22 protein-coding genes and 1 pseudogene are annotated in these 22,141 nt (G+C 42.6%); 8 read left to right on the top strand and 15 right to left on the bottom strand.

Annotated elements, in window-relative coordinates; all coding sequences use genetic code 11:
* Window positions 1-146 precede the first annotated feature (146 nt).
* Window positions 147-821: an ABC transporter ATP-binding protein gene (locus AABK37_RS27380; protein WP_432554658.1), complete on the top strand. Its 675-nt coding sequence runs from the start codon at window positions 147-149 to the stop codon at window positions 819-821.
* Between the two features lie 363 nt (window positions 822-1,184).
* Window positions 1,185-2,576, top strand: a complete 1,392-nt coding sequence (locus AABK37_RS27375) for a malic enzyme-like NAD(P)-binding protein (protein ID WP_432554657.1) — start codon at window positions 1,185-1,187, stop codon at window positions 2,574-2,576.
* Window positions 2,577-2,645: 69 nt separating this feature from the next.
* Here the strand turns inward: AABK37_RS27375 and AABK37_RS27370 are convergent, their stop codons facing one another.
* From AABK37_RS27370 to AABK37_RS27335, 8 genes are all read right to left on the bottom strand, one after another.
* Window positions 2,646-3,839 carry an acyl-CoA dehydrogenase family protein gene (locus AABK37_RS27370; RefSeq protein WP_432554656.1) on the bottom strand — a complete coding sequence of 398 codons (1,194 nt, stop codon included), beginning with the start codon at window positions 3,837-3,839 and terminating at the stop codon, window positions 2,646-2,648.
* Between the two features lie 141 nt (window positions 3,840-3,980).
* Window positions 3,981-4,664 (bottom strand): Uma2 family endonuclease, encoded by a 684-nt coding sequence (locus tag AABK37_RS27365; RefSeq protein WP_432554655.1) that lies wholly within the window; start codon window positions 4,662-4,664, stop codon window positions 3,981-3,983.
* A 174-nt stretch (window positions 4,665-4,838) separates the two neighbouring features.
* The gene (locus AABK37_RS27360) at window positions 4,839-5,585 is read right to left on the bottom strand and encodes a creatininase family protein (RefSeq protein WP_432554654.1); all 747 of its coding nucleotides are present in this window, start codon (window positions 5,583-5,585) and stop codon (window positions 4,839-4,841) included.
* A gap of 447 nt (window positions 5,586-6,032) precedes the next feature.
* Window positions 6,033-6,305: a cupin domain-containing protein gene (locus AABK37_RS27355; RefSeq protein ID WP_432554653.1), complete on the bottom strand. Its 273-nt coding sequence runs from the start codon at window positions 6,303-6,305 to the stop codon at window positions 6,033-6,035.
* A 22-nt stretch (window positions 6,306-6,327) separates the two neighbouring features.
* Window positions 6,328-6,687 carry a Mo-dependent nitrogenase C-terminal domain-containing protein gene (locus tag AABK37_RS27350; RefSeq protein ID WP_432554652.1) on the bottom strand — a complete coding sequence of 120 codons (360 nt, stop codon included), beginning with the start codon at window positions 6,685-6,687 and terminating at the stop codon, window positions 6,328-6,330.
* A gap of 1,325 nt (window positions 6,688-8,012) precedes the next feature.
* Window positions 8,013-10,568: a CPBP family glutamic-type intramembrane protease gene (locus tag AABK37_RS27345; RefSeq protein WP_432554651.1), complete on the bottom strand. Its 2,556-nt coding sequence runs from the start codon at window positions 10,566-10,568 to the stop codon at window positions 8,013-8,015.
* Window positions 10,569-10,682: 114 nt separating this feature from the next.
* The gene (locus AABK37_RS27340) at window positions 10,683-11,414 is read right to left on the bottom strand and encodes a Uma2 family endonuclease (protein WP_432554650.1); all 732 of its coding nucleotides are present in this window, start codon (window positions 11,412-11,414) and stop codon (window positions 10,683-10,685) included.
* An 83-nt stretch (window positions 11,415-11,497) separates the two neighbouring features.
* Window positions 11,498-12,262: an HAD family hydrolase gene (locus AABK37_RS27335; RefSeq protein WP_432554668.1), complete on the bottom strand. Its 765-nt coding sequence runs from the start codon at window positions 12,260-12,262 to the stop codon at window positions 11,498-11,500.
* Window positions 12,263-12,501: 239 nt separating this feature from the next.
* On the opposite strand from AABK37_RS27335, the gene AABK37_RS27330 reads away from it, so the two are divergent.
* Window positions 12,502-13,326 (top strand): hypothetical protein, encoded by an 825-nt coding sequence (locus tag AABK37_RS27330; protein WP_432554667.1) that lies wholly within the window; start codon window positions 12,502-12,504, stop codon window positions 13,324-13,326.
* Window positions 13,327-13,524: 198 nt separating this feature from the next.
* On the opposite strand, the gene AABK37_RS27325 is transcribed toward AABK37_RS27330, so the two are convergent.
* The 4 genes from AABK37_RS27325 to AABK37_RS27310 all read right to left on the bottom strand — a co-directional run bounded on the left by AABK37_RS27325 (window position 13,525) and on the right by AABK37_RS27310 (window position 18,549).
* Complete coding sequence (locus AABK37_RS27325) at window positions 13,525-14,238, bottom strand: DevA family ABC transporter ATP-binding protein (protein ID WP_432554649.1); 714 nt, start codon at window positions 14,236-14,238, stop codon at window positions 13,525-13,527.
* Between the two features lie 129 nt (window positions 14,239-14,367).
* Window positions 14,368-15,522 carry an ABC transporter permease DevC gene (devC, locus tag AABK37_RS27320; RefSeq protein ID WP_432554648.1) on the bottom strand — a complete coding sequence of 385 codons (1,155 nt, stop codon included), beginning with the start codon at window positions 15,520-15,522 and terminating at the stop codon, window positions 14,368-14,370.
* Window positions 15,523-15,574: 52 nt separating this feature from the next.
* Window positions 15,575-16,993, bottom strand: a complete 1,419-nt coding sequence (locus AABK37_RS27315) for an HlyD family efflux transporter periplasmic adaptor subunit (RefSeq protein WP_432554647.1) — start codon at window positions 16,991-16,993, stop codon at window positions 15,575-15,577.
* Between the two features lie 821 nt (window positions 16,994-17,814).
* On the bottom strand, window positions 17,815-18,549 hold the full coding sequence (locus AABK37_RS27310) for a phycocyanobilin:ferredoxin oxidoreductase (protein ID WP_432554646.1): 735 nt from the start codon (window positions 18,547-18,549) through the stop codon (window positions 17,815-17,817).
* A gap of 229 nt (window positions 18,550-18,778) precedes the next feature.
* Here AABK37_RS27310 and AABK37_RS27305 point away from each other — a divergent pair, with 229 nt between their 5' ends.
* Both AABK37_RS27305 and AABK37_RS27300 read left to right on the top strand, forming a co-directional pair.
* Window positions 18,779-19,006 (top strand): hypothetical protein, encoded by a 228-nt coding sequence (locus tag AABK37_RS27305; RefSeq protein WP_432554645.1) that lies wholly within the window; start codon window positions 18,779-18,781, stop codon window positions 19,004-19,006.
* A gap of 40 nt (window positions 19,007-19,046) precedes the next feature.
* Window positions 19,047-19,322 carry a hypothetical protein gene (locus tag AABK37_RS27300; RefSeq protein ID WP_432554644.1) on the top strand — a complete coding sequence of 92 codons (276 nt, stop codon included), beginning with the start codon at window positions 19,047-19,049 and terminating at the stop codon, window positions 19,320-19,322.
* 166 nt (window positions 19,323-19,488) lie between these two features.
* Here the strand turns inward: AABK37_RS27300 and AABK37_RS27295 are convergent, their stop codons facing one another.
* Window positions 19,489-19,977, bottom strand: a complete 489-nt coding sequence (locus tag AABK37_RS27295) for a DUF3368 domain-containing protein (RefSeq protein ID WP_432554643.1) — start codon at window positions 19,975-19,977, stop codon at window positions 19,489-19,491.
* On the bottom strand, window positions 19,967-20,221 hold the full coding sequence (locus AABK37_RS27290; protein ID WP_432554642.1) for a UPF0175 family protein: 255 nt from the start codon (window positions 20,219-20,221) through the stop codon (window positions 19,967-19,969). Before AABK37_RS27290 ends, AABK37_RS27295 begins: the two co-directional genes overlap by 11 nt.
* Window positions 20,222-20,408: 187 nt before the next feature.
* On the opposite strand from AABK37_RS27290, the gene AABK37_RS27285 reads away from it, so the two are divergent.
* From AABK37_RS27285 to AABK37_RS27275, 3 genes are all read left to right on the top strand, one after another.
* Window positions 20,409-20,663, top strand: coding sequence for a CopG family transcriptional regulator (locus tag AABK37_RS27285; RefSeq protein ID WP_432554641.1), 255 nt, complete (start codon window positions 20,409-20,411; stop codon window positions 20,661-20,663).
* Entirely contained in the window at window positions 20,647-21,081 is a 435-nt protein-coding gene (locus tag AABK37_RS27280; RefSeq protein WP_432554640.1) for a type II toxin-antitoxin system VapC family toxin, read from the top strand. The genes AABK37_RS27285 and AABK37_RS27280 overlap by 17 nt, the downstream gene beginning before the upstream one ends.
* Before the next feature lie 76 nt (window positions 21,082-21,157).
* Window positions 21,158-21,430 carry a hypothetical protein gene (locus AABK37_RS27275; RefSeq protein WP_432554639.1) on the top strand — a complete coding sequence of 91 codons (273 nt, stop codon included), beginning with the start codon at window positions 21,158-21,160 and terminating at the stop codon, window positions 21,428-21,430.
* A 274-nt stretch (window positions 21,431-21,704) separates the two neighbouring features.
* Here AABK37_RS27275 and AABK37_RS27270 read toward each other — a convergent pair.
* Window positions 21,705-22,141: pseudogene (locus AABK37_RS27270) on the bottom strand (WD40 repeat domain-containing protein); the annotation flags it as partial.

Here is a 22,141-nt window from a genome sequence, read left to right as displayed (position 1 = left end):
TACACTTCGGTAAGAAGATGGATTTTTCTTGCTGAAGTGATTAATTTTTTTAGGTAGGTAATTAATTGAAGAAAATTTTCGGAATTTTTTAGTTGCTCTTAGTGTAGTTAATCAGTAATTTGCTGACTTTTTGGTAATCTTAACAAATGCTCTATCTCAGAAATCTAATTTATCATCCCACAGCTTGCCCTACACCAATTCTCAAATCACTCAATTTGGACTTACCAGCCCAACAACTAGGTTTAATTATTGGTCCTAGTGGTTCCGGCAAAAGTACCTTACTAGAAATTTTATCAGGACTAGCCGAACCGACATCTGGCGGAGTCTTATGGCGCGAACAAGTACTTATAGCCGAACAATTACAACAATTAGCCGGATTGGTGTTTCAGTTTCCAGAGCGGCATTTTTGCGGTGGTACTATTTTAGAAGAATTGCGTTTGGGGCATCCAGAACTAGGAAGAAACCGAGTTGAAGAAGCACTTACTGAAGTAGGATTAGAGCATTTATCTCTGAGTACACCACCTCATGCTTTAAGTGGAGGTCAGCAGCGGCGTTTGGCTTTAGCGGTGCAGCTGATTCGCCAACCACACGTTCTGCTATTGGACGAACCGACAGCAGGATTAGATTGGTCAATGCGTCGGCAATTGGTAAACTTATTAGCGAAACTGAAACAACATTGGACACTGTTAGTGGTGACACATGACGCTGGGGATATGTTAGCGATCGCTGACAGTTGTTGGACACTCAACCACGGTGAACTAAAATCAGTTGACCCTACGTCGTTAGCAGCGAAAGTCAAAGAACCTCAACCGATGGCATAAAGGGACTAGGGACTGGGGCTTGTTTTATAATTAACCGACACCCGCGCATGGTGCGGCTATACGAGCGAAGCTTTGTTGGCGAACGAGAGGCTTGTCTGCGACACGCACATGCGTTCGTCAACGGCAACGCGTGCATAATCGCGAACGGAGGAAACCTCCGCTCAAACTTCTCTCCACCTGCGTGGGCTAGAAAAATTACGACTGTTTAGCCTGCCTCCGCAGGCTTTGTTTGTGTAGCCGAGCCAGTGCCGTGGGCGGGTTTCCCGACTTGAGGCATCTGGCGTTCAGGCTTCCAGCCTGAAGGCTATGTGAAATTTTAAATAGATTCAATATAAGATCAAATATTTAAAATGTAAAATCACGATGGTAGCCTTAACACCGAATTCGAGTTTTAGTTTGACGATTCGCTTAGAAATTCCTAACCGTGTAGGAATGTTGGCATCAGTCACACAAGCGATCGCTAACAGTGGGGGTAATCTCGGTCAAATTGATTTAATCGAGCAAACGCGCTCTTTTTCCACCCGCGATATCACTGTGGATGCAGCTAGCACCGAACACGCGGAAACGATTGTGCAAGCAGTAAAAGCTTTACCAGACATAAAAGTGCTAAATGTCTATGACCGCACGTTTAATTTACATCGCGGTGGGAAAATCAGCATTGCTAGCAGAATTCCCCTTAAAAGCGTCTCTGACCTAGCAATGGCTTACACGCCCGGAGTTGGTAGAATTTGTACAGCGATCGCCCAAAATTCCGAAGAAGTTTACAACTTAACTATCAAAAAAAACACTGTGGCGATTGTTACAGATGGTAGTGCTGTTTTAGGTTTGGGAAATCTCGGACCGAGTGCGGCTCTGCCAGTGATGGAAGGAAAAGCGATGCTGTTTAAGGAGTTTGCAGGCATCGATGCTTTCCCAATTTGCCTTGCAACTCAAGATACAGATGAAATCGTCCGTACAGTAAAAAATCTCGCTCCGGTTTTTGGGGGAGTGAATTTAGAGGATATCGCAGCTCCTCGCTGCTTTGAAATTGAACGAAGACTGCGAAATGAAGTAGATATCCCTGTTTTTCACGACGATCAGCATGGTACAGCAATTGTCACTTTAGCAGCGTTATTTAACGCCCTGAAGTTAGTACATAAGTCAATGGCGGAAATCCGTATTGTAATTAACGGTGCGGGTGCTGCTGGAGTAGCGATCGCTCGCTTACTCCGCAAAGCCGGCGCGGAAAAAATCTGGATGTGCGATTCAAAAGGCATTATCTCCATTAGTCGCACCGACTTAACCGAGGAAAAGCGGGAATTTGCTGTGAAAGCGCAGGGTACTTTAGCTGGTGCGATGCAAGGTGCAGATGTCTTTATCGGTGTTAGCGCCCCCGGAGTGTTGACACTGGAAATGGTACAATCAATGGCGAAAGATGCGATCGTCTTTGCAATGGCAAATCCAATTCCGGAAATTCAGCCAGAATTGGTGAGTAAAGATGTTGCTGTCATCGCTACCGGACGCAGTGACTACCCAAACCAAATTAATAACGTTTTGGCGTTTCCTGGAGTGTTTCGCGGTGCTTTAGATTGTCGAGCCGCGACGATTAGCATCAGAATGTATCTGGAAGCTGCTAGTGCGATCGCTTCTTTAGTTAAACCTTCCGATTTGAATCGCGAACATATTATTCCCTCAGTCTTTGACGAGCGAGTTGTTAGCGCTGTTTCTGGTGCTGTGCAACGTGCAGCGCGTGAAGAAGGTATCGCTAAAAGTTAAATAACTGATATTTGATTTAAACTACAGAGAAACACAAATGTATCAAATTTCTCTGTGTTTCTCTGTGGTTTAAATAAAGTTTACCAAATTAAGCCGCAATATCTCTCGCGTGAAGTCACAGGAATATCCGATCCAAGCATCATTCAAAAATTTGCCTGTTTGATACTCTTTAGTGATTCCAGAACCACCGAGAATCTCAACTGCTGTTTGCGCGTTCTTAATTGCCACATCCACCGCAAAGGTCTTGGCTGCCGGTGCTTTAACCGTCGCGGCAAGTTGAGGATCGGTGTCTGCTGCGATCGCTGCGTCCCACACCATCAATCGTGCAGCCTGCGTATTCACCATCATGTCAGCTAGCTTTAAAGCCACAGCTTGATGCTCAATAATCGGACGACCCCAACTTACCCGTTGCTTGGCATAATTGAGCGCGTATTCATACGCTGCGCGAGCCAAACCCACATGACTAGCTGCCAGTCCGATAGACACCTCAGGAAGCAACATTAAAAGCGCACCAGCTTGTCCCTCTTGCCCAATCAGATTTTCCGCAGGCACCCGCACGTTGTCGAGGTAGATTTCAGTGTGATGAGAAGGTTTCCAGCCAATCATCTGAGTTCTCTTGCCGAACTTCAGACCCGGTGTATCTGCCGGCACGTAGAACATGGACATGCTCTCTCGCATCGGTTTGTCTAGAGATGTGCGTGCCATGATGAAGTATGCATCGGCGATACCAGCATTTGTAATTAACCCGGACTTATTGCCGTTGAGGACGTAGCGATCGCCATCTGAAGAAGCAAATGTCTTCATTCCAATTTGGGGATCGGGTGAGGGACAGAAGAGATCCGAGCTTGCCACGTTTGGCTCACTTTCTGCCACACTAAACAGATGAGGCGAAGACGAGCTTACAGACAACATCCGCTTTTGCTGTTCTTGGGTGCCGGCTCTGGTAAGAAAAAGGGACATGCTCGCGGTAAGATTGAAGTAGCTACTGGCAATGCTGACATCAGCAACGCCGAGTTCTTCCTGAACCAAAACCAAATCTATACACTTTCCACCCATACCACCGTACTCTTGTGGAAGCAGCAAAGACGTAAATCCTAAATCGGCTCCTTTGCGAAATACGCCTTGACAAAAATCCCAAGGTATGATATTTTGATCGTTAGATTCGTCAATCATCTTGGCGATCGGCTTAATCTCGCTTTCGGCAAAGTCACGCGCTGTCTTCTGTAACAAAAGTTGTTCTTGAGTCAGGCTGAAGTCGATCATAATTTGCTTATTTTTCGTTGGATGTTCAAGGACTCCATAACTTGGAGTAGTTCGCTATATAACTGCGACTATATCGAAAATATACCTATCTTAAATATTAAATTCCTGGGACGAGCTAAAAGCCTACTCTACAAACAAAGATTATCCTGGCTGTGATAGTTGATGAATAAAATCAGTATGTTCTGGTGTATTTAGTCCTGACTGTAATACAGCCAGAACCTTTCCTAAATTTTTTTCTAGTAAGGGGTTTGCTGCTAACCATAAACCGGGAAAAACTTCACTTTTAATTACACCATCTGCATCAGGTTCTAGGCAGAGATACTCCTGTCGTCTCAACTTGAACCAATTGAGTTTTTTATCAAAAATTTGCCAGACAATATACTCTTGTACTTGATTGCGGCCATAGACATTCAGCTTCTCATGTAAATCGTATGAAGCACTACTAGCTGCAATTTCCACAATCAATTCGGGTGCGCCTTCAACGTAATCATCCTCGCTGATGTAAGATTGACCTGCGGTATCGACTCGTAATAGCGCATCTGGCTGTGGTTCGTTATCCAAATCTATGCGAGTAGTCCCATTGTCGATTAAATCAGTACCAGGTGTCGCCACACAGTAGATACCCAACCACGTGATAATTTGAGCGTGGGGTCTACCATGATTGGCTGCACGCACTGGTGATGGCATATAAACTTTTCCTTCAATTAATTCAGCTTTTTTGACATGGGGCATTGCTTGATAACGTCGCTCGAATTCATCGCGGGTTAAGCGATCGCCATTTTCTAAGGGTGGTAATTTAACTGATTCTTCTTTTTGGATAACCATAATATAACTACTTTGATTTATCTTCTTATGTCTCACGCACAAAGTAGCAAAGGTGAGGCAGCGCGTTGCCTATTTTCCCAAGGCACGTTTTCACAGGGTACTTCCCCTGAAAAACTGCCGTGCGGTTGTAGCGACTGCCGTTGCAAAGAAAGACTTTACACGTTGAGGTGAGGTTTATTCTGCATTGACAAATTCTAAATAATCATTGCTGAGTTCTTTCACCGCTAAGTCGTAAAACTGCTTACCGTGTTCTGGTGTTGCTAAGGCAGGATTTGAACCCATACGTCCATCTGGGTAATGTTGACGAAAGTTAGTTGCACCATAAATTCTATGTCCGGTTGCGACTTCTGTTGACAAAGGTGCTTGCTTAATCGCTTCTGGATAAACGTACTGGGTCAAAGCTACTTCACTCGGCGTTGCGTGAGAGCCTTCTTGATTGCCGTATAATTCTTTAGCTAACTTATATACAGAACCGCACATAAACCAGTTTGCAACTTGACATTGCACTTTTTGGGCATTGGCAATCTGCAAATCTTCCAAGTATGCGTAAGTTTCGGAAAAAGCAGCTTTCAGAGTGGCGATATTACCGCCGTGTCCGTTGATAAAATAGAACTTGGTAAAACCGACTTTAGTTAAACAAGTTACATACTCTTTGACCAGCAAAATCAAAGTGCTGGGACGCAAACTGATTGTACCGGGGAAAGCGGTGTGATGCAGTGCCATGCCGACATTGATTGTCGGACCGACTAATGCTTGAGTTGCTTCACCAACACCACGAGCGATCGCTTCTGCACAAATCGCATCAGTTCCAATTAATCCTGTTGGTCCATGTTGTTCGGTGGAACCTATAGGAAGGATTATACCACAAGACTGCTGTAAATAAGCTTCAACTTCCTGCCACGTACTCAAATGTAATAACATTTTTTCTTCCTCCTCCTCATAAAAATTGTTGTGGGAACATCTTTATCTGGCAAACCCCCACTAACACGATTATGAGCGATGTCTGAAGAATAGGTTTTAACGTAGTAACGGCTTTAGCCGTTAAAAGCTTTATATTTGAGCGGTAAACCGCTCACTACGTTCTTTATTTATAGGACTTACGCACTCATGTCGTTAAAACTTTGAATTTACGTAGGGGCAATTCATCAATTGCCCTTACAAGACTTTAGTGGGTGCGTAAGTCCTAATTTAGATAAAGGGACAAAAAGCTGCTAGCTATTAATTATTAGCTATCAAATGCGCGGTGTGAAGAGAAGAAAAAATTGTTTGGAGACTGCTATATATCGAACTTGTCAATTAGTTCAATTTGTGATATATCTAGCTGTCTTTTATAGCGTTTTAGCTAAAAGCTAATTGCTTGATTCTTGACTAATCAAAGAAATAATGTTTTTTCACGTCGCTGGTAATTTCCCACATACACGACATTCCGGCTGGAAAAATTACTAAATCACCCTGACCCATTTTTACTGGTTGTCCCCCATCAGGGGTAACTATGACATTACCTGCTAAAAAGTAACAAGTTTCTTGAGAATCATAAGTCCAGGGAAATTTTGAGATTTCTTTTTCCCAAATGTCCCATGCGAACACACCTAAGTTGTGCAAATGTTCTAGACTGGGTTGATGCTCAATTTTAATTTCCATGCTGTGTTAATCGTAATTACAATCAGCAGTAAGACTGGATGTCTTCACCACATTGATCTACTAGATAGCACAAAGCGCGAAAACGCAAACCCACAAACTGATCGTAAAGAGGATTCAGCTTGCACATCGGTGGAATATGAGCTATTTTGCGACCAAACAGCATTATATCGCGCTCGAAGGGACATTGTGCGGGAATTAGTTTAGCAATAAATTTCGCTAGTTTAGGGTTTTGAATCTCTAGAGAATCAAGCCATTGACGTAAAGGTTGCAGCAAATCTGGTTGAGGTTGAGCAAATTGACTTTTGATTTCTGTCTTTTTGATTTCTTCTGCGGAGTTAACAAAAGCAGAGAAGATGATCCGTCGATTGTTTGTTCTGAGCATATTCTTAACTAAGATTTTCCTGGTTTTAATGATTTTGCTTTCTTGTAGCGTATTACTACGCTAGCTTTTTTCGCCATTTTAATTGTGTTTTAAATACAATCATGGCAACAGAGAATGAATTGATTTACACGAATGACATAACAATCAAATTGTGTAATCAATTGATATTTAAACTCACCCTCCAGACTTAGAACTGTCCCGTTAAATACAAAATAACAAAGAAATTATAAAATTGGTATTTTTTTAAAATATTAGTCTGTTAAGCGCTGCTGTTAGGTATGTGGTTTGATAATTTCAATGTAAATGAATTAACCTAAAATCAAACAGTATCTGGAGATGTACTTTTTCTTGCCTTAACGCGGTTTTTTTATGACTCAAGCCAGATTTCGCCGCAGATAGCCTGGAAAGTAACTCATTTTAAGCTACCCACTTCATAGGTAAATGTTATCTACATTACAAAAGTTCATGATATATTTTATCTAATATCAACGCAGCATACTTTGATAAATTTAAGCAAGTAAGTGGATGCAATTAACTAATAAAAAATGGGGATCGCCTAGCGGGGCTTAAATTTGGGAAAATTCCCACTGAAAAAAACTGCGGATAGTCATGCATACAGCGGCAACGAAAAACGCTGCCGCCCAAAAGCTTTGCGGATGTGCTTTTTTTTGTATAGCGATCGCATTGATGCGCTCTGAAAGTGCGATCGCGCTATAAGCTAAAATAAGGTTGCTCGTTTGCGTAACACTTGCGTCAGGGTCATGTTTAACTAAGCCTCCCGATTAAACACTGTCCCAACCTCATTTTGATTGAATTGAACAAAATCTAACTTTGGGTTTGATTTGGGCAGAGTGGTAGTTGACGCAGACAAACAGCGGACGAGACAGCGGTTGATATAGATTTTTATCCATCGCTTGAGGTAAAGGCATCCAGAAGGCGATCGCCTCCTATATAGCCCTTGGTCATCTTACCTCAAAGTGCAACCACAGATAATGAGCGCAGTTGCCATTGTTTAGTTGAGACTTGCAGGTCTTTGATCAACCCGGTGCGTATATCCACCACCCAGCCATGAACCTCAGGCGCTTTTCGCCCTAGAAAAATGAATTGATTGACATTTTGTAGAAATATTGGTCAATTATGAATTAAGTTATGTTTAAATTACCTTTAAACATAACTTAATTAAGGATTCATTTCTGTTGAAATACCTCGTAAACAGTACAATAAATCGCTTGTGAAAATCTGAAATAAACACCTTCAAAAAAATCTGCATCAGTACAGGAAAGATGCTGTGAAAAGTTTGAACCTGACGGTTACTAGCCTTCGGTTCAGGCTGGGTGTGTGTGGCGCGATCGCAACTTTTGCATTCCTCCAAATCCTAGCAGCCAAACTAGCAATATAATCGAGTGGATGCAAAATATTGTCCACAGACAACCGGTCAATGCATAGGCGATCGTACAGGCTAAACCCAACAATGCCGTTAATGCAAGGAAAACTGGCTGAAAAAAGGTGGGAATTCCCGCTTTATAAAAGGTTTTGGCATTGAACGGATGATAAAGGACAAACAGCAGTAAACAAAATGCTGCCCACAATGACCACGTTACCCAATTGACTAATTCTATGGGGTGGGGAAGCATCAAAACGCGAAATACTAACTCTTCCAGAAAAGCGGGAATTATCGAAGCTCGAAATGCTGTAAATAGCCGATTAGGTAAGTTGACAGGCGAAAGATTAAAGCGCAAAAATCCAGAAAAGAAGCCTAAGGGTAGAGCGATCGCGCTGTAAATCAATAATGTCACCCCCACTATCAGCCAATCTTGTTGGTTAGGTATGACAAAAGACCCCAACACACGATTCAACAGAATCGGGATCGGTGCAACATTGGTAAAGGGAAGCTTCAACCTGCCAAGTACTGCCGTTGCTTCTTCTGGAATAATATCCTGCTGCCATCCACCAATTTGGTTGCTTCGCAGAAACCAGAGTTTCGCATTTTGGCTTAAGAATATACTAGCAAGTTCATCGTGCGCTTGTCGGGGTAACATTGTCCGCCAACTTGTCAGCGCTGCCCAGATGCTACGGTTTTGAGATAACCTTGGCTCTTCTTCGTTACCGATTCCGCTTAAAGCAGATGCATTGCTTTCCCAATCAGCGCGGACTATCCCCAAAGGACTCAATTGCCGTTCTAAAGATGAACCGAGAGAAACTAGCTTTTCAAAGCGAAAAGTTTGCGGATCGCTAGGATGATCCTTAAGCCACTTCTGAATTGCCGGGTTTGAAGTAACTTGCTGTTCGATGACTTTCAAGGTAATGTAAAGTGCTTGATTGGCATCTTGAACGCAAGAAGTTGCTGGGGTTACTGTAGCACTTCCCGTTCCATCTCCGACTCGATAGCGAGCCATCATAATCTGCAACTGCCGAGTAAATTCCTGCAAGGGTGAAAGCTTAATGCCACCAAAATCATAATCTTGCGTCACAGGTTCAAACTTGACGATAACATCAGAAACCGGTCGCGTTGCAGCCCATCCCCATTGAAAGTTACCCATATAGTTTGCCCAGCGCTGTGTCCCGGATATTATCCCGTCAAAACCGTGAGCGTAAACTTGATGATATTTGATGTCAAACCGTAAATCTTGCGTGAAGGGGTCGCGAACTACTTCAGCTACTCCAAAGGCAAAGTGTCCGGTGACAGTGTTGGCTAAACGCATCAGCCCACTGATTTCACCTTGTTTGCCGCCAATACCGCCAAATAGGTGCATGACGATCGCTTTATCTCCTGGTTTCCAGTTTGATAGCGCTTGCAGCGGTTGGGCTACTGTCGGATCGAGCAAAACTGTTTCAATCTTGCCTTTGTTTTGCTCGCTATTGCGCCAATTATCTACTTTAATGTATTTTAGCCCTGCGGATGTTCCCAACAATACGCGATCTGGTTCTATTTTAAAGAGCGATCGCGGTGCGACTGCTTGAGTAACAAACATACCTTTAGCATCTCTTGCACCGTATATATACCACCCTTCTTTGCCTGCGGGAGATGCTTCAATTTGGCGTCCAGTTGATGAGAAAAATGCCCGTGAATCTAAAATTTGCTGGGGAATCCTGACTGTTCCCTCTGGTCCGTCAAAGTTACCGGATGCCGGATTGTAATGACGAACGCGGAAATATTCGCTCGGACAGGGGCGCGTTCCCGGACAAAATTTTGCAGCAGGGTAGGTGCTGCTTGCTACTTCTGGCTTGAGAATTTTCACTAAAGCGTAAAAGCGTCCGGTTGTTTGAACTGGTTCTTGCTCAATTTGCAGAACTGGTTTACCGTCACTACCCACCACGACATCGGCACGGTCTAAGGTGACAATCATATCATCATTCGGTTTCGCACCAGCAAGTGATTGTAGCGGTCCGACACCAAGACGACCATTGAGGCGGTTTGGATGGACTATGCCTTTATTTTGACTCTTGATAGTGCCAGGAGTAAAACGCACATCTCGCGTAGTTGTTTTTACGTAAGAGTTTTGCTTGTCTTTCCATTCCAAACGAACGACTTGACCGATGAGGTTTTGCGCTTGTGCTGGTGCATGTTGAACTAGTAACCACGACCAGTCCGATTTTGCGTCTATCTGCTCTTTCTTAGGTAGAATCAGTTTTCCTACCCACTCACCGACAGGTCGGTAGAGTTTTAAGTTCTCCGATGGCTTGATTGGGTAAAATTCAGGCTGATTAAATTCTTGCCGTCTATGAATGGTGTAATTGCTTTCGCGTTTGACTATCTGTTGCGGTCGGGGGTAAAACAGAAAGATAGCGATCGCACTGACAATCAAGAGTAATAAAAAACTCCAAAATCGTAACTTTCGCGTCTTTACCCTCGGCTTGATTGATGATTGGTTGCCCTGCATAGAAGCTACATAGTTAGTTTTTACATAGCATCAGCGAAAACGCGGAGCAAGTGCAACTTTTTTATTTCATCTTAATATGATTTGAGTAATGTTAGGAAAAGTTTGCATTTGAGATTACTCAGTATCGGGGATACCAAGCGATCGTAATCTTGCTTTTAACTGTTCTACCTCTGCTTGTGCTTGTTCTGCACGTTGACGTTCAGCTTCTGCGCGTTGACGTTCAGCTTCTGCTTGTGCTTCTGCTTGCTGCCTTGCGATAACTTCCTCTCGTAGTGCTTGTGCTAGTTCACCAGGAATCAGCAGCTTTTCTCCCGTATCCTCTCGATAAAAATTAATTAGCCGTCCATCAGCTTGTAACCGCAATTTTAACGGTTCGCTACGATTATCAGATATTGGCTCGTAAATTTCTCCCCGCAAGCGATAACCGCGTAACTGTTCTTCTTGCCACTCGCGTTTTGGGTCAAATAGCCAGTATTCTTTGACTCCTAACTGTTCATAAAGAGTCTTTTTAAAGATTTGGTCTTGGTCTTTAGTGCCGCTGGATGTCATTTCAAAAATAACACTGGGTACTTGACCTTCTTCCCAAATTTTATAATTGTCTCGACCTCCTGGTGTGACATCAAAAATCACCATTACATCTGGAGCTACCCGCAATTTAGGATATCCCTGAGCATAATAAAGAAATTGATTTGCTAAAACAGTTGCCTGAGTTTCTGCTAAATACTGTTTTAATACTTCCAGGGTGGTTAGCAAAACATAAAGGTGATCGTAAGTTTCTGCCACGGGTTCACCATCAGCACTGGGGTAGAAAATTTCCGATTGAGCGACAGGTAAAATAGCTGTCATAGTTGTATTCGGTGCTACGAGTTTATTTTAGACGAATTGAGAATGTAGTGAGCGCTTTAGCGCTTTAGTGCCAACTACGTGTTCTACCGTATTTTCACGGTTTGCAATAAGTAATTAGATAATTCACAAAATCCTGCACCTTCAGCAGCAGTGGTGATATAAACAGGTTGATGCTGCAACTGATTGGCATATTCCATCACATTCGCTACACCGACAGAAACGGGAAAATAACGTTGATCGAATAAACTTTCATCATTGGGACTATCGCCAACGGTGACAACTTGTTGAGGTGAATAACCAGGAAAGTATTCTCGCAATACTTGCAATAATCCTACAGCTTTATCTTGCCCCAAGGGTTTTATGTGACACTGGACGTTGCTGTAGGTGAATCCCCAATTCAATTGTTGACAGAGATTACTTAAGGAAAGCAGTTCACCTGAAGTCAAAGAAGCTACATCAAAAGTCCAGTCGGTGATGCGAAAGCGATTGTCGGCAGATTCTCGGATTTGGGGAAAATGTGTTTGTAATTGGGCAAAAGCTGCGGCTAAATGTTGGCGATGGGCAACTAAATCGGGAATCGGCGTTAAAGCGACAGTCTTGCTATTAGATGAATAGAATATACCGCCATTTTCGGCGATCGCACCAGCGATCGGCATCAAGCTACTTAGTCCACTCACCCAGCCGGCGGAACGTCCAGTAACAATTACTACTTTGATTCCAACTGCTGCTAAATTTTCCAAAGCTTGCAATAAGCCAGAAGTAAATTTACCTTGTTGCGTCAGGGTGCCATCCATATCTGTAGCAATCAGACGAATGTTGCTAAAAGAATTGATTGGGGCAATGGGCATGGGGGAGGGGGGGAGGGGGGGAGTGGGGGAGTGAGGGAGTGGGGGAGTGGGGGAGTGGGGGACACGGGGACAAGCAGGGGTGGGGTTTCCCCATCCTTTCCAATGCCCAATGCCCAATGCCCAATGCCCAATGCCCAATTCCCAATGCCCTTAGTCAAAAATTAACAAAAATACCGCAAGATGACATCAAGGATTTGGGCATCCTAAAAATCAGGAGTCAAGTATTTTTGTTTGCAACCATGTCCATTTTAATATCTGTTGCCCAATCGCCAGGGTCTAAGATTACTAAAGCAATTCAGCAAGTGCCAGTGGCACCAGCAGACAATCAGCAAATACCGCAATTGTTGTTAGTCGTAACCTCTGGAGTACTAACTTTGACGGTGATTGCTTTGATTGTGTATGGCAAACTTGAGATGAAGAAGCTGGAGAAGAAAATCAAGTTTGAAAAATTTCGGGCGCGAGAACTAGAGAAAAAGTTTAAGCTAGCGCTGGAAACAATTAGAAAAATGGAGACAAATCCCGATTTGATTAACTCACGGGATTTTAATTTGGATTATTTGCGAATGCGGATGGCTGAGGAGGTGTTTCATTTTGCGATCGTCAATCAAGTAAAAATCAAAGTCAAAGAGCAAATTTCTCAAGCACTACGTCCAAATCAGGCTCAACAAGGAATTGTTGGGATTGCCAATAGTTCTGGACGGCAGGTGGATCAGGTTTTTGATGTAGAGTACGAGACTAATATAGAGGGAGTTCCTGCCAAGCGAGTGCTGTTTCGCGTTCAAATTCGGTTAATGAAGTTACCCACGCAAGCAACTTCTGCCAGCATCAGCCAAATTATCGATTGTATTGAAACTTATCTTAGCCCTGCTGAAGACCAAGATACTTGGCAACCGACGATTCAAGGTAGGATTGCTTATATGCATTGGGATCAAAAGGCTAAACCCACGCCTTTGTTAGTGCTGGAACAATCAAATGAAGGGGTGAATGTGACTTTCCGTACTAGTCGTCAAGCAAATCCTCCGTCACCCGATAAGCTATCTGGAACGAAAAAATCACATTTATAGGTAAGAACTGTGTATATTTATGAGTTATGATCTACCAGCTATGAGTTAGGAGTAATTATTAATTCATAATTCATAATTCATAATTCATAATTAAAAAATGGGTAAAGCGCGAACACTCAATTTTTGATGAGCGTGGTCTTCACTATAAGTGGAGAGTAGCTGCGACCCACTTATAGTGTAATTATGAATTATTAATTATTAGTTATGAATTATTTTGACGGTGCTTTGGGAATTACGGGCTAAATGACCATCTTCCATTTCTAAGATGCGATCGGCAATATCTAAAATGCGGTTATCGTGGGTCACGAGCAAAATAGAGGTTCCCTGCTCTTTGGCAAGGGTTTGCATTATTTCTACCACATCGCGTCCTGATTGTTTGTCTAAAGCGGCTGTGGGTTCGTCTGCTAGCACTAGTGGGGGATGGTTCACCAAAGCGCGAGCGATCGCTATTCTTTGTTTTTGTCCACCAGAAAGATTGTCTGGGAAGTAATTAATCCTGTCTTCTAAACCTACAGCTTGAAGCATCGCTTCTGATTTGTTAATCGCATGTTGCTTAGAAATCTCTTTGTTTAGTTCTACTGCCATTTGCACATTCTGCCTAGCGTTTAAGAACCCCAACAAGTTGTGAGCTTGGAAAATATAACCAATATTACGTCTAATTTCTACCAGTTTACTTTGACTGGCTCCAGATAGTTCTTCACCTAAAAATTTTAGACTTCCTTCTTGCACAGACCTCAAACCACCAATCAGGCTCAGTAATGTTGTTTTACCTGAACCTGATGGTCCGGTCATAATTACAATTTCTCCTGCATAAATCTCTAGATTTATGTCAAATAAAATCTGTCTTTTCAGCGAACCTTTACCGTAGTAATGGCTGATATTTTTGATGTCGATTACAGGTTTTTTTGTCATTTTCCTTTGAGGACAGGTCTCTTGGTTCGTAGTGAGCGGTTTACCGCTCAAAACAAGGATTTTAACGGCTGAAGCCGTTACTACGTAAAGGAGCGTTTATGCCCATCTACTTAGGAGTTAGGGGTTAAATTAAAATATATCTGCTGGATCGGCGGCTTCTAATTTACGCACGGCGATCGCACCGGAAATAAAGCACATCAAAATAGTTAAAACTAGCACCATTATTGCACGATCTAAACTCATGAAAACTGGTAAAAGTGTTGCGTCTTTAGCCAGTTTATATAAAAACATCGTAAAAGCCCATCCAGGCATGTATCCTAAAACTGCTAAAATTAAAGCTTCTTGAAGAATTACAAATAATAGATAATTTTGTGTATAGCCGATTGCTTTTAAGGTCGCATATTCAGCTAAGTGTTCTGTAACTTCGCTATAAAGAATTTGATATACAATCACGGTTCCAACAACAAAACCCATGATTGTACCTAAAGTGAAAATAAATCCTATCGCTGTGCTACTTGCCCAATAATTTCTTTCAAAGTCGATAAATTCTTCTTTAGTTAATACATTGATTTCTTTTGGTAAATAACTTCGCAATTGTTGCACAACTAAGTTCGCATTTGCTCCGGGCTTTAATTTAATCAAGCCAATATCAATCAATCCTCGCTGGCGATGGCTAAATATTCTAAAAAAGTTAACATCACTAGTAATTAAATTCCCATCGGCTCCAAATGATGCACCTAAAGTAAATAATCCTGCTACTTTAATTTGTCTACCCCGCACTTCTGCTGTGACACTTTTGCCTTGCTCAAAGTTAAGTACAACCGGACCATATTCTGTGCGAGAAGAACGGTCATATAAAACTACATCCGGCAGTTTCAGTTTATCTAAGTTTTCTTTAACTCCAGGCAAGTTAAATACATTAACTTCTGGATTCATAGCTAGGGTGAGAATACTCCTAGGGCGACCTGTTATAGGATTTTTCCAACTGGCGTAATCTAAATATATCGGATGAACCGATTGTACTGCTGGCAAATCTAAAGCTTTATATAACCGCCTTTGTGAAAAGCTTTTCATTGCTAAGACGGCGTTAGATTGAGAGTTAATTAAAACAATATCACCTTGCAAACTGCTATGCATCCGGACGTTACTGTAATACAGGGCATCGCGGAAACCAAGTTGCATAAACATGAGAACATCGGCAAAGGCAATTCCTGCCAGAGCCACGATAAGGCGAGTTTTTTCGCGTGTTAATTGTAGCCATGCTAAAGGTATTTTGGAACTCATTTTATGGTAAAAAAGTATTAGTAGATAATAGTTAATGGTTAATGGCTAATGGCTAGATGTTGATTTCGACTACTACTTTGGCGTTAGTTAAACCGCTAACTTTTTGGCTGGCTTCTAGAGGTAAGGCGATTTTTACTTCTACGACTCTGGCATCTACATCTGCTGCTGGATCTGTATTTAAGATGTCTTTTTTGCCGATTTTTCTGCCAACTTCAACGACTGTTCCTTGTAATTCGCCGTTAAAAGCGCCGTTATCGCTAGCGATGGTGGCTTTTTGACCGAGACGTACTTTACCAATGCTGTCTTCGGGAACTTCGGCGATCGCAATCATTTGATCGGTTCTTCCAATTTCAGCGATGCCATCTACGCTCATGTTTTCTCCGGCTTTGGTGTGAATTTTGATGATTTCTCCGGGGATGGGTGCGGCAACGTAGCTTAATTTCAAGTCTGCTTGGGCTTTTCTGACGTTGGCGATCGCATTACTAACTTGAGCTTGTGCTATCAGTGCATCGGTGGGACGAACTTCTAAAAGTCTGTTGAATTTGGCTCTTTCTTCGTCAATTTGCCTTTGCAATGTCGCTAAGGTTTTGTCGCGGTTGACTTTGGCTTCAATCAGTTGCTGTTGTAAAGTTGCTTGACTTTGTATTTGGTTTGCCCTTGCTTCGGCAAGTTGTTGTTGTAAAGTTGCTTTTGCTTGTCTTAAACTGGCTTGGCTTTCTGCAACTTGTTGAGAGGAAGTTACCGCACTCAAGCGTCTTCTTTCCCATTCTTGCTGAGAAATCGCACCTTCTCTGTATAATGTTTCATAACGTCGAGCATCGACTTGGGCGTTGTTAGCTTCGGCTTGGACGCGAGAAACGGTGGCTCTTAAAGTATCTCGTTGTCCTTGTAGTTCGGCTTCCAGACGATTAACTGTTGCTTGTTGGGCGATTTTTTCCCCACTTAATTGGGCTGCGATGCGAGCGATCGTTGCTTGTTGAGCTTGACTTTCACCTTTTAACTGAGCCTGTAAACGAGAAATTACTGCTTTTTGAGCTTGAATGTCTCTTGGTGAACCGGCTCTAACTTGTGCTAAATTGGCGCGTGATTCTTGCAGTTTTGCTTTGGCTTCTTCCACTGCTGCTGTTTGGCTGTCGTGGTTATCCAAAATCGCCACTATTTGACCTTTCCTAACTCGCTCTCCTTCTTTCACCAAAATTTGCTCAACTCGTGAAGACGCTTGCACTCCTGCGGTTGGTGCGGATAGTTTAATTACTTCTCCTCGCGGTTCCAAACGTCCCACAGCACTGATACTAGTAGGAACTGGTGCAACTGGTACTGAACTGCTGAGTTTTTTTAACTGCTCAATTCTGGCTGTAGCTAGTACCCCGGAAGCGATGACTACTGGTAGGGCTACAGCGATACCCCACCAAATCTTAGGTTGATCAAGTGGTTGTTCGCTTGACCTTGAATTTTCATTCACCCTTGACATGGTATATTGTCCGTTTGATTGTGGTGATTTCAGTAAAAGATGTAGTTGGATTAGTCAAAAAAGGGTTTTAGCTTTCTAGCCAGCTGAATAATGATAAATAAACGCTCTTACTTTCTTCCTGCTACAAAATTACCCATCTTCTTTTTCTTCTTCCTTCTCCTTCGGAGACGCCAAGGGCGAACGTGTCCTTCGTGCCTAGCCTGCGGCTTCTGCGAAGCAGTACGCGGTTCGTTAGATAGGTATTCTTCCAGCGGGAAGGAAGTAATTGTAGTAAGGGATAGAGCCGCTTGAAAGCGAAGCTATGAGCGGTAAACCGCTCACTACGAATTCACTCGTATTTTAGCTATTAATTAAGCAGATAAATATGCAGTGCAACATTTAGCCTTTTATGAGCAAAAGGCAATATTTCCGAATCATTTCAGATGGCTACACCTATTACAAGTTTTGCTTTATTGGTAGAGAGATTTGCTTAATTTGGTCAGATACACCTGGTTAATTTTAGTTGATGCTATAGCAATGCTATTTGCCAATTGAAAATTTTTTAGATACCCGACTTATCTAATAAGTCGGATATCTTGTTTTTTTAACAAATTCAGAAAGTTTATATCAAACTGTTAGTATAATTACTCGTCTCCATCAAACTGTTGTTTTCTGAATTCTACATTCATGATTTGCTGGAAAACGTAGCACAGCTTACAGATAAGCAGTTTTCAGCATTTGAAGTGATAGTTATGCAGAAAAAGTGACAATAAGTCAACATTTATAATTATTGGTATATTGTCACTTTATTTTTTTGTATTTGTATGTCCTAATGCGAATAATTAATTTGGTAAGTCAAATAACACTGTAGTCATATAATTTTCAGCCCAATCTGAACCAAAGGCTTTTTCAAGTACGCGACGGGTTTTGTCGTTTTGTTGCTGTTTGGTGCAGTAATTATGCTGTCCGGCGATAATTTTTAATACTTGTTCTGGTGATGCGGGATGGGAAGCGATCGCCTGCATACAATGAATATCTAAAAAGTCTCGCACACGCGACAAAAACAGCGTTTCTTCTTCGGGAGAACCGGGACGAACAAAGATACAAAATTCCGAAAAGATATCTCCCCATTCCGGTAATTCACGGGGTTGAGAAAAGTTGGGTGCAGGTAATGCAGACAGTGCAGAATTATACGCTTGTGGTAAAGTGCGTTGTGAAAGCGGAGATAAATCAGCGATCGCTGCACTAATTTGACCTCTACCCCCGACTAAATCGCAACCAAACATCGGCAAGTCGTATTCCGGACGGGGAAACATGACGCAGTGCAGAATATCCAGCATAGTTCCCACCTTGGCTAGTTCCAAGTGCATCTTCCGGAACTGCGGTGTTTGATAGCAGCGATTTTCAATCGTCAGTTTCTCACCTTCGAGTCTACCTTCTACATATCCCAACTCTGCCGGCAAATGGTAAGGTGATAAATCAAGGTGTTTGTGCCAAGCACCTTCAATCGTATCAGCCAATTGCCGAATTAAAGGATGTTGTTGCTCGCGCAGTGAGGGTGTAGAAGTAACTGACATGTTGTAATTGGGGAATATTGTCTATTTGTCAGTTTATCGCTGTTGGGCGATCGGGCGATCGCGCTGGTAATATAATCAAACACAAGCCCTCAGGCTGGAAGCCTGGGGCTATACGAACAAAGCCTGCGGAGGCAGGCTAAAAGAATTTTTGAGTATTTAGTCCACGCAGGTGGACTTTGTTCGTATAGCCGCACCCTTTAGGGTGTCGGGCTTTTACAGGGGACGCGCTGTGGTAACGACAATAAGTGCGATCGCTACCAATGTTAAAGCTGTCGTTACCAATGTTGAAGCTGTGGTTACGACACTCAGCGCGATCACTACAAACGTTAAAGCTATCCTTACCAATGTTAAAGCTGTGGTTACTAATGCTTTAACTTTCGTTACAAACATACAAGCGATCGCTACCAACGTTAAGGCTGTGGTTAGGACACGAAGGGCGATCTTTACAAATATGTAAGCTGAGGAACTCACAAGCTAAGGAAATAACATGATTAAAGATGAGAAATTATGGAAGCAAACAAGCCATGATTACTAAAGAAGAAATTACCATCAAAGTTCCCTTTGAGGTAGCAGAGGCATACCGCAATGCCACTGAAGAAGAACGTGAACAATTGCAACTTAAGATTGCGGCAATTATGCAGTCTCAATTTACAACTTCGAGACTTGAGGCGATCGCACGGCTGAGAAACACGATGGATAAAGCTAGCCTTAAAGCACAAGAGCGAGGATTAACGCCTGAAATCTTAGAATCGATTTTGAATGATGACAAATAATCGACGCTACCAAGATTAAAGCTTTCATTACAAACATACAAGCGATCGCTACCAAAATTAAAGCTGTCGTTACAAACATACAAGCGATCGCTACTTTCGTTAAAGCTATGGTTAGGACACTCAGCGCGATCGCTACTGCTCCAATTCCGCAATCGTTTCCTAGATTTTATTCCCCAGCTTGTTGTTTCAGCAAGTTTACAACTGTATCAGATAACCATAAGCCTGCATCGCGCAAAGCTTGAATTCCTGGAGATATGCTAGGAATTAATCCGCGTCGTTTTGCTAGTATTAGCAAGCCACCCGTACCAATGGTAGTGATTCCAAAGGTTTGACCGCAACGCCGCGCTGCTCTATCATCAACAATAGCTGCACAATTTAAAGTTTTTAAAGCTAAAGTGAACACTGCTGATTCTCCTTTTCCTAAATCCCAAGCGGCAATTTCAGGTACAATTGCTTCAACTTCTACTCGTTGCGCCCAAGAAGTGCTAGGTAATTTTTGAGAGGCTGGGTCATTTAAACCGGAGTTTGTAATTTCATCCCAAACTGCCGATGGAACTAGAATTTTTGGAAATAATTGTGGTAGTAATTCTGCCTGTTGACTTTTAAACAGAACAATTAGAGGTGAAGAGTTGATAATAACTTGCTCAATCGACATTGGCAATCTCTTGGGCTAACTCTTCAGCACTATATTGCATAAAATCAACTCGATAACGAGATAAAGCGTTGATAAATTCATAACGGCTTAATCCAGCAACTTCTGATGCTTTATTCTGCGATATTTCTCCAAGCTCATACCATTTAACAGCAGCAGCAATTCGCATTTCTACGATGAATTCATTGGGATTTTTGCGGAGAGCAGAAAATACGCTTTCTGGGAATTCAACTGTTACAGGTATCATTGGTAAACTTCTACTTAAAGTTAAAATAAAGTCATTAATAATCGTTTTAACACAATACGATTCGATGTGGTGACGACAATAAGCGCGATCGCTACCAATATGAAAGCTGTGGTTATGACAATAAGCGCGATCGCATTATAAACCAGGCTGCTTATAATTTAGTTACTAAAAGAGATTGGATGGTTCTATGGCAATTACGCTTGAATTAACTCCAGAAATTGAAGCGCGTTTGCTAGCTCAAGCAGCAGCGCAGGGTATGACACCCGAAGCATTTTTGAAAGCTGCGATCGAAAATTTCCTGAATGCTGAACCTTTGGTATACCGAGTTGGGACGACTTTAGTTGTTCAATCTACTCCAATTGGCAATCTGGAAACGTCTGTAGAGCAAATGCGGGAAGAACGAATCAATGGCTTAATTGCGGATTATGAAAGTCCTATTTGATACTTCAGTATTGGTAGCAGCTTTTGAAGTTAGCCATCCTCGGCATGGTGTTTGTCTACCGTGGTTACAACGGGTGCAAGTCTCGGAAATTGAGGGTTATCTTTCAACCCATACTTTTGCTGAACTTTATTCTGTTCTGACTCGCTTACCTGTAAGACCACCTATTTCGCCAATGATCGCGCAACGTTTAATTGATGAGAACCTGAATTTGTTCGTAGCAATTCCGCTCACTGCTGATGATTACCAACAAGCGATCGCCTGTATGGTGGGGTTAAATCTTCTAGGTGGCGGAATTTTTGATGCGCTAATTGCCCAAGCTGCTCTCAAAGCAGGGGTCGATATATTACTCACGCTGAACCCAAACCACTTCACTCGACTGGGACAAGATTTAGCTAAACGGGTGCAAGTGCCGTCTTGAGTGTCTGTTTGTGATGCTTATTTAACGCAATTTCGGCGATCGCTTTCAACTTGCAGGACGCACGACTATTAAAGCTGTGGTTAGAAATATTCAAATCTTCATTACAAACATACAAGCGATCACTACCAACGTTGAAACTGTGGTCACCAACATTGAAGCTGTGGTCACCAACGTTGAAACTGTGGTCACCAACATTGAAGCTGTGGTCACCAACGTTGAAGCTGTGGTCACCAACATTGAAACTGTGGTCACCAACATTGAAGCTGTGGTCACCAACATTGAAACTGTGGTCACCAACATTGAAGCTGTGGTCACCAACACTTCAACTTTCGTTACAAACAACAAGTGATCGCTACCAACATTAAAGCTGTGGTTAGGACAACAAGCGCGATCGCTACAAATGTTCAAGCTGTCGCTATACCATTTTACTTTGACGTTAATACAGATCATTTAGTCCACTTAAGTGGACTTTCGCTATTAGCCTTGGATTTCAATCCGAGGCGGGTCAGGGCGCAGTTTTGAGATGAGAATGGTGTGTAACATCACAATCGCCTAGGGTTATAAACCCCAGGCTAATAACAAAAGTCGTCTCAAGACGACTGAATAAAGAATTTAGTCCACTTTCATTTTGCACTACCAACCCCATCGCACAGATGCTTGTCATTCTCACTCACACTTGAATTATTCTGCAAATAATTACGCACCCAATCGCAACCGCGCACCATTAAATTATCTAAATCCAAATTCCACAAAATTACTGTCTTGTCTTCACTGCCAGAAGCCAAGGTTTTGCCATCCGGGCTAAAAGCGACGCTAATGACCAAGTTGCTATGCCCAGTCAGGGTTTGCGAAAGTTTGGCTGTTGCCACATCCCAGAGTTTGATCGTCTTGTCATCACTGCCAGAAGCCAAGGTTTTGCCATCGGGGCTAAAAGCGACGCTATTGACCGAGTTGCTATGCCCAGTCAGGGTTTGCGAAAGTTTGGCTGTTGCCACATCCCAGAGTTTGATGGTGTTGTCATCACTGCCAGAAGCCAAGGTTTTGCCATCGGGGCTAAAAG

This window comes from Tolypothrix sp. VBCCA 56010, from assembly GCF_050875635.1.
Lineage (GTDB): Bacteria > Cyanobacteriota > Cyanobacteriia > Cyanobacteriales > Nostocaceae > Hassallia.
The sequence above is the reverse complement of the archived record's forward strand: the minus strand, read 5'-3'. Positions and strand labels throughout refer to the sequence as shown.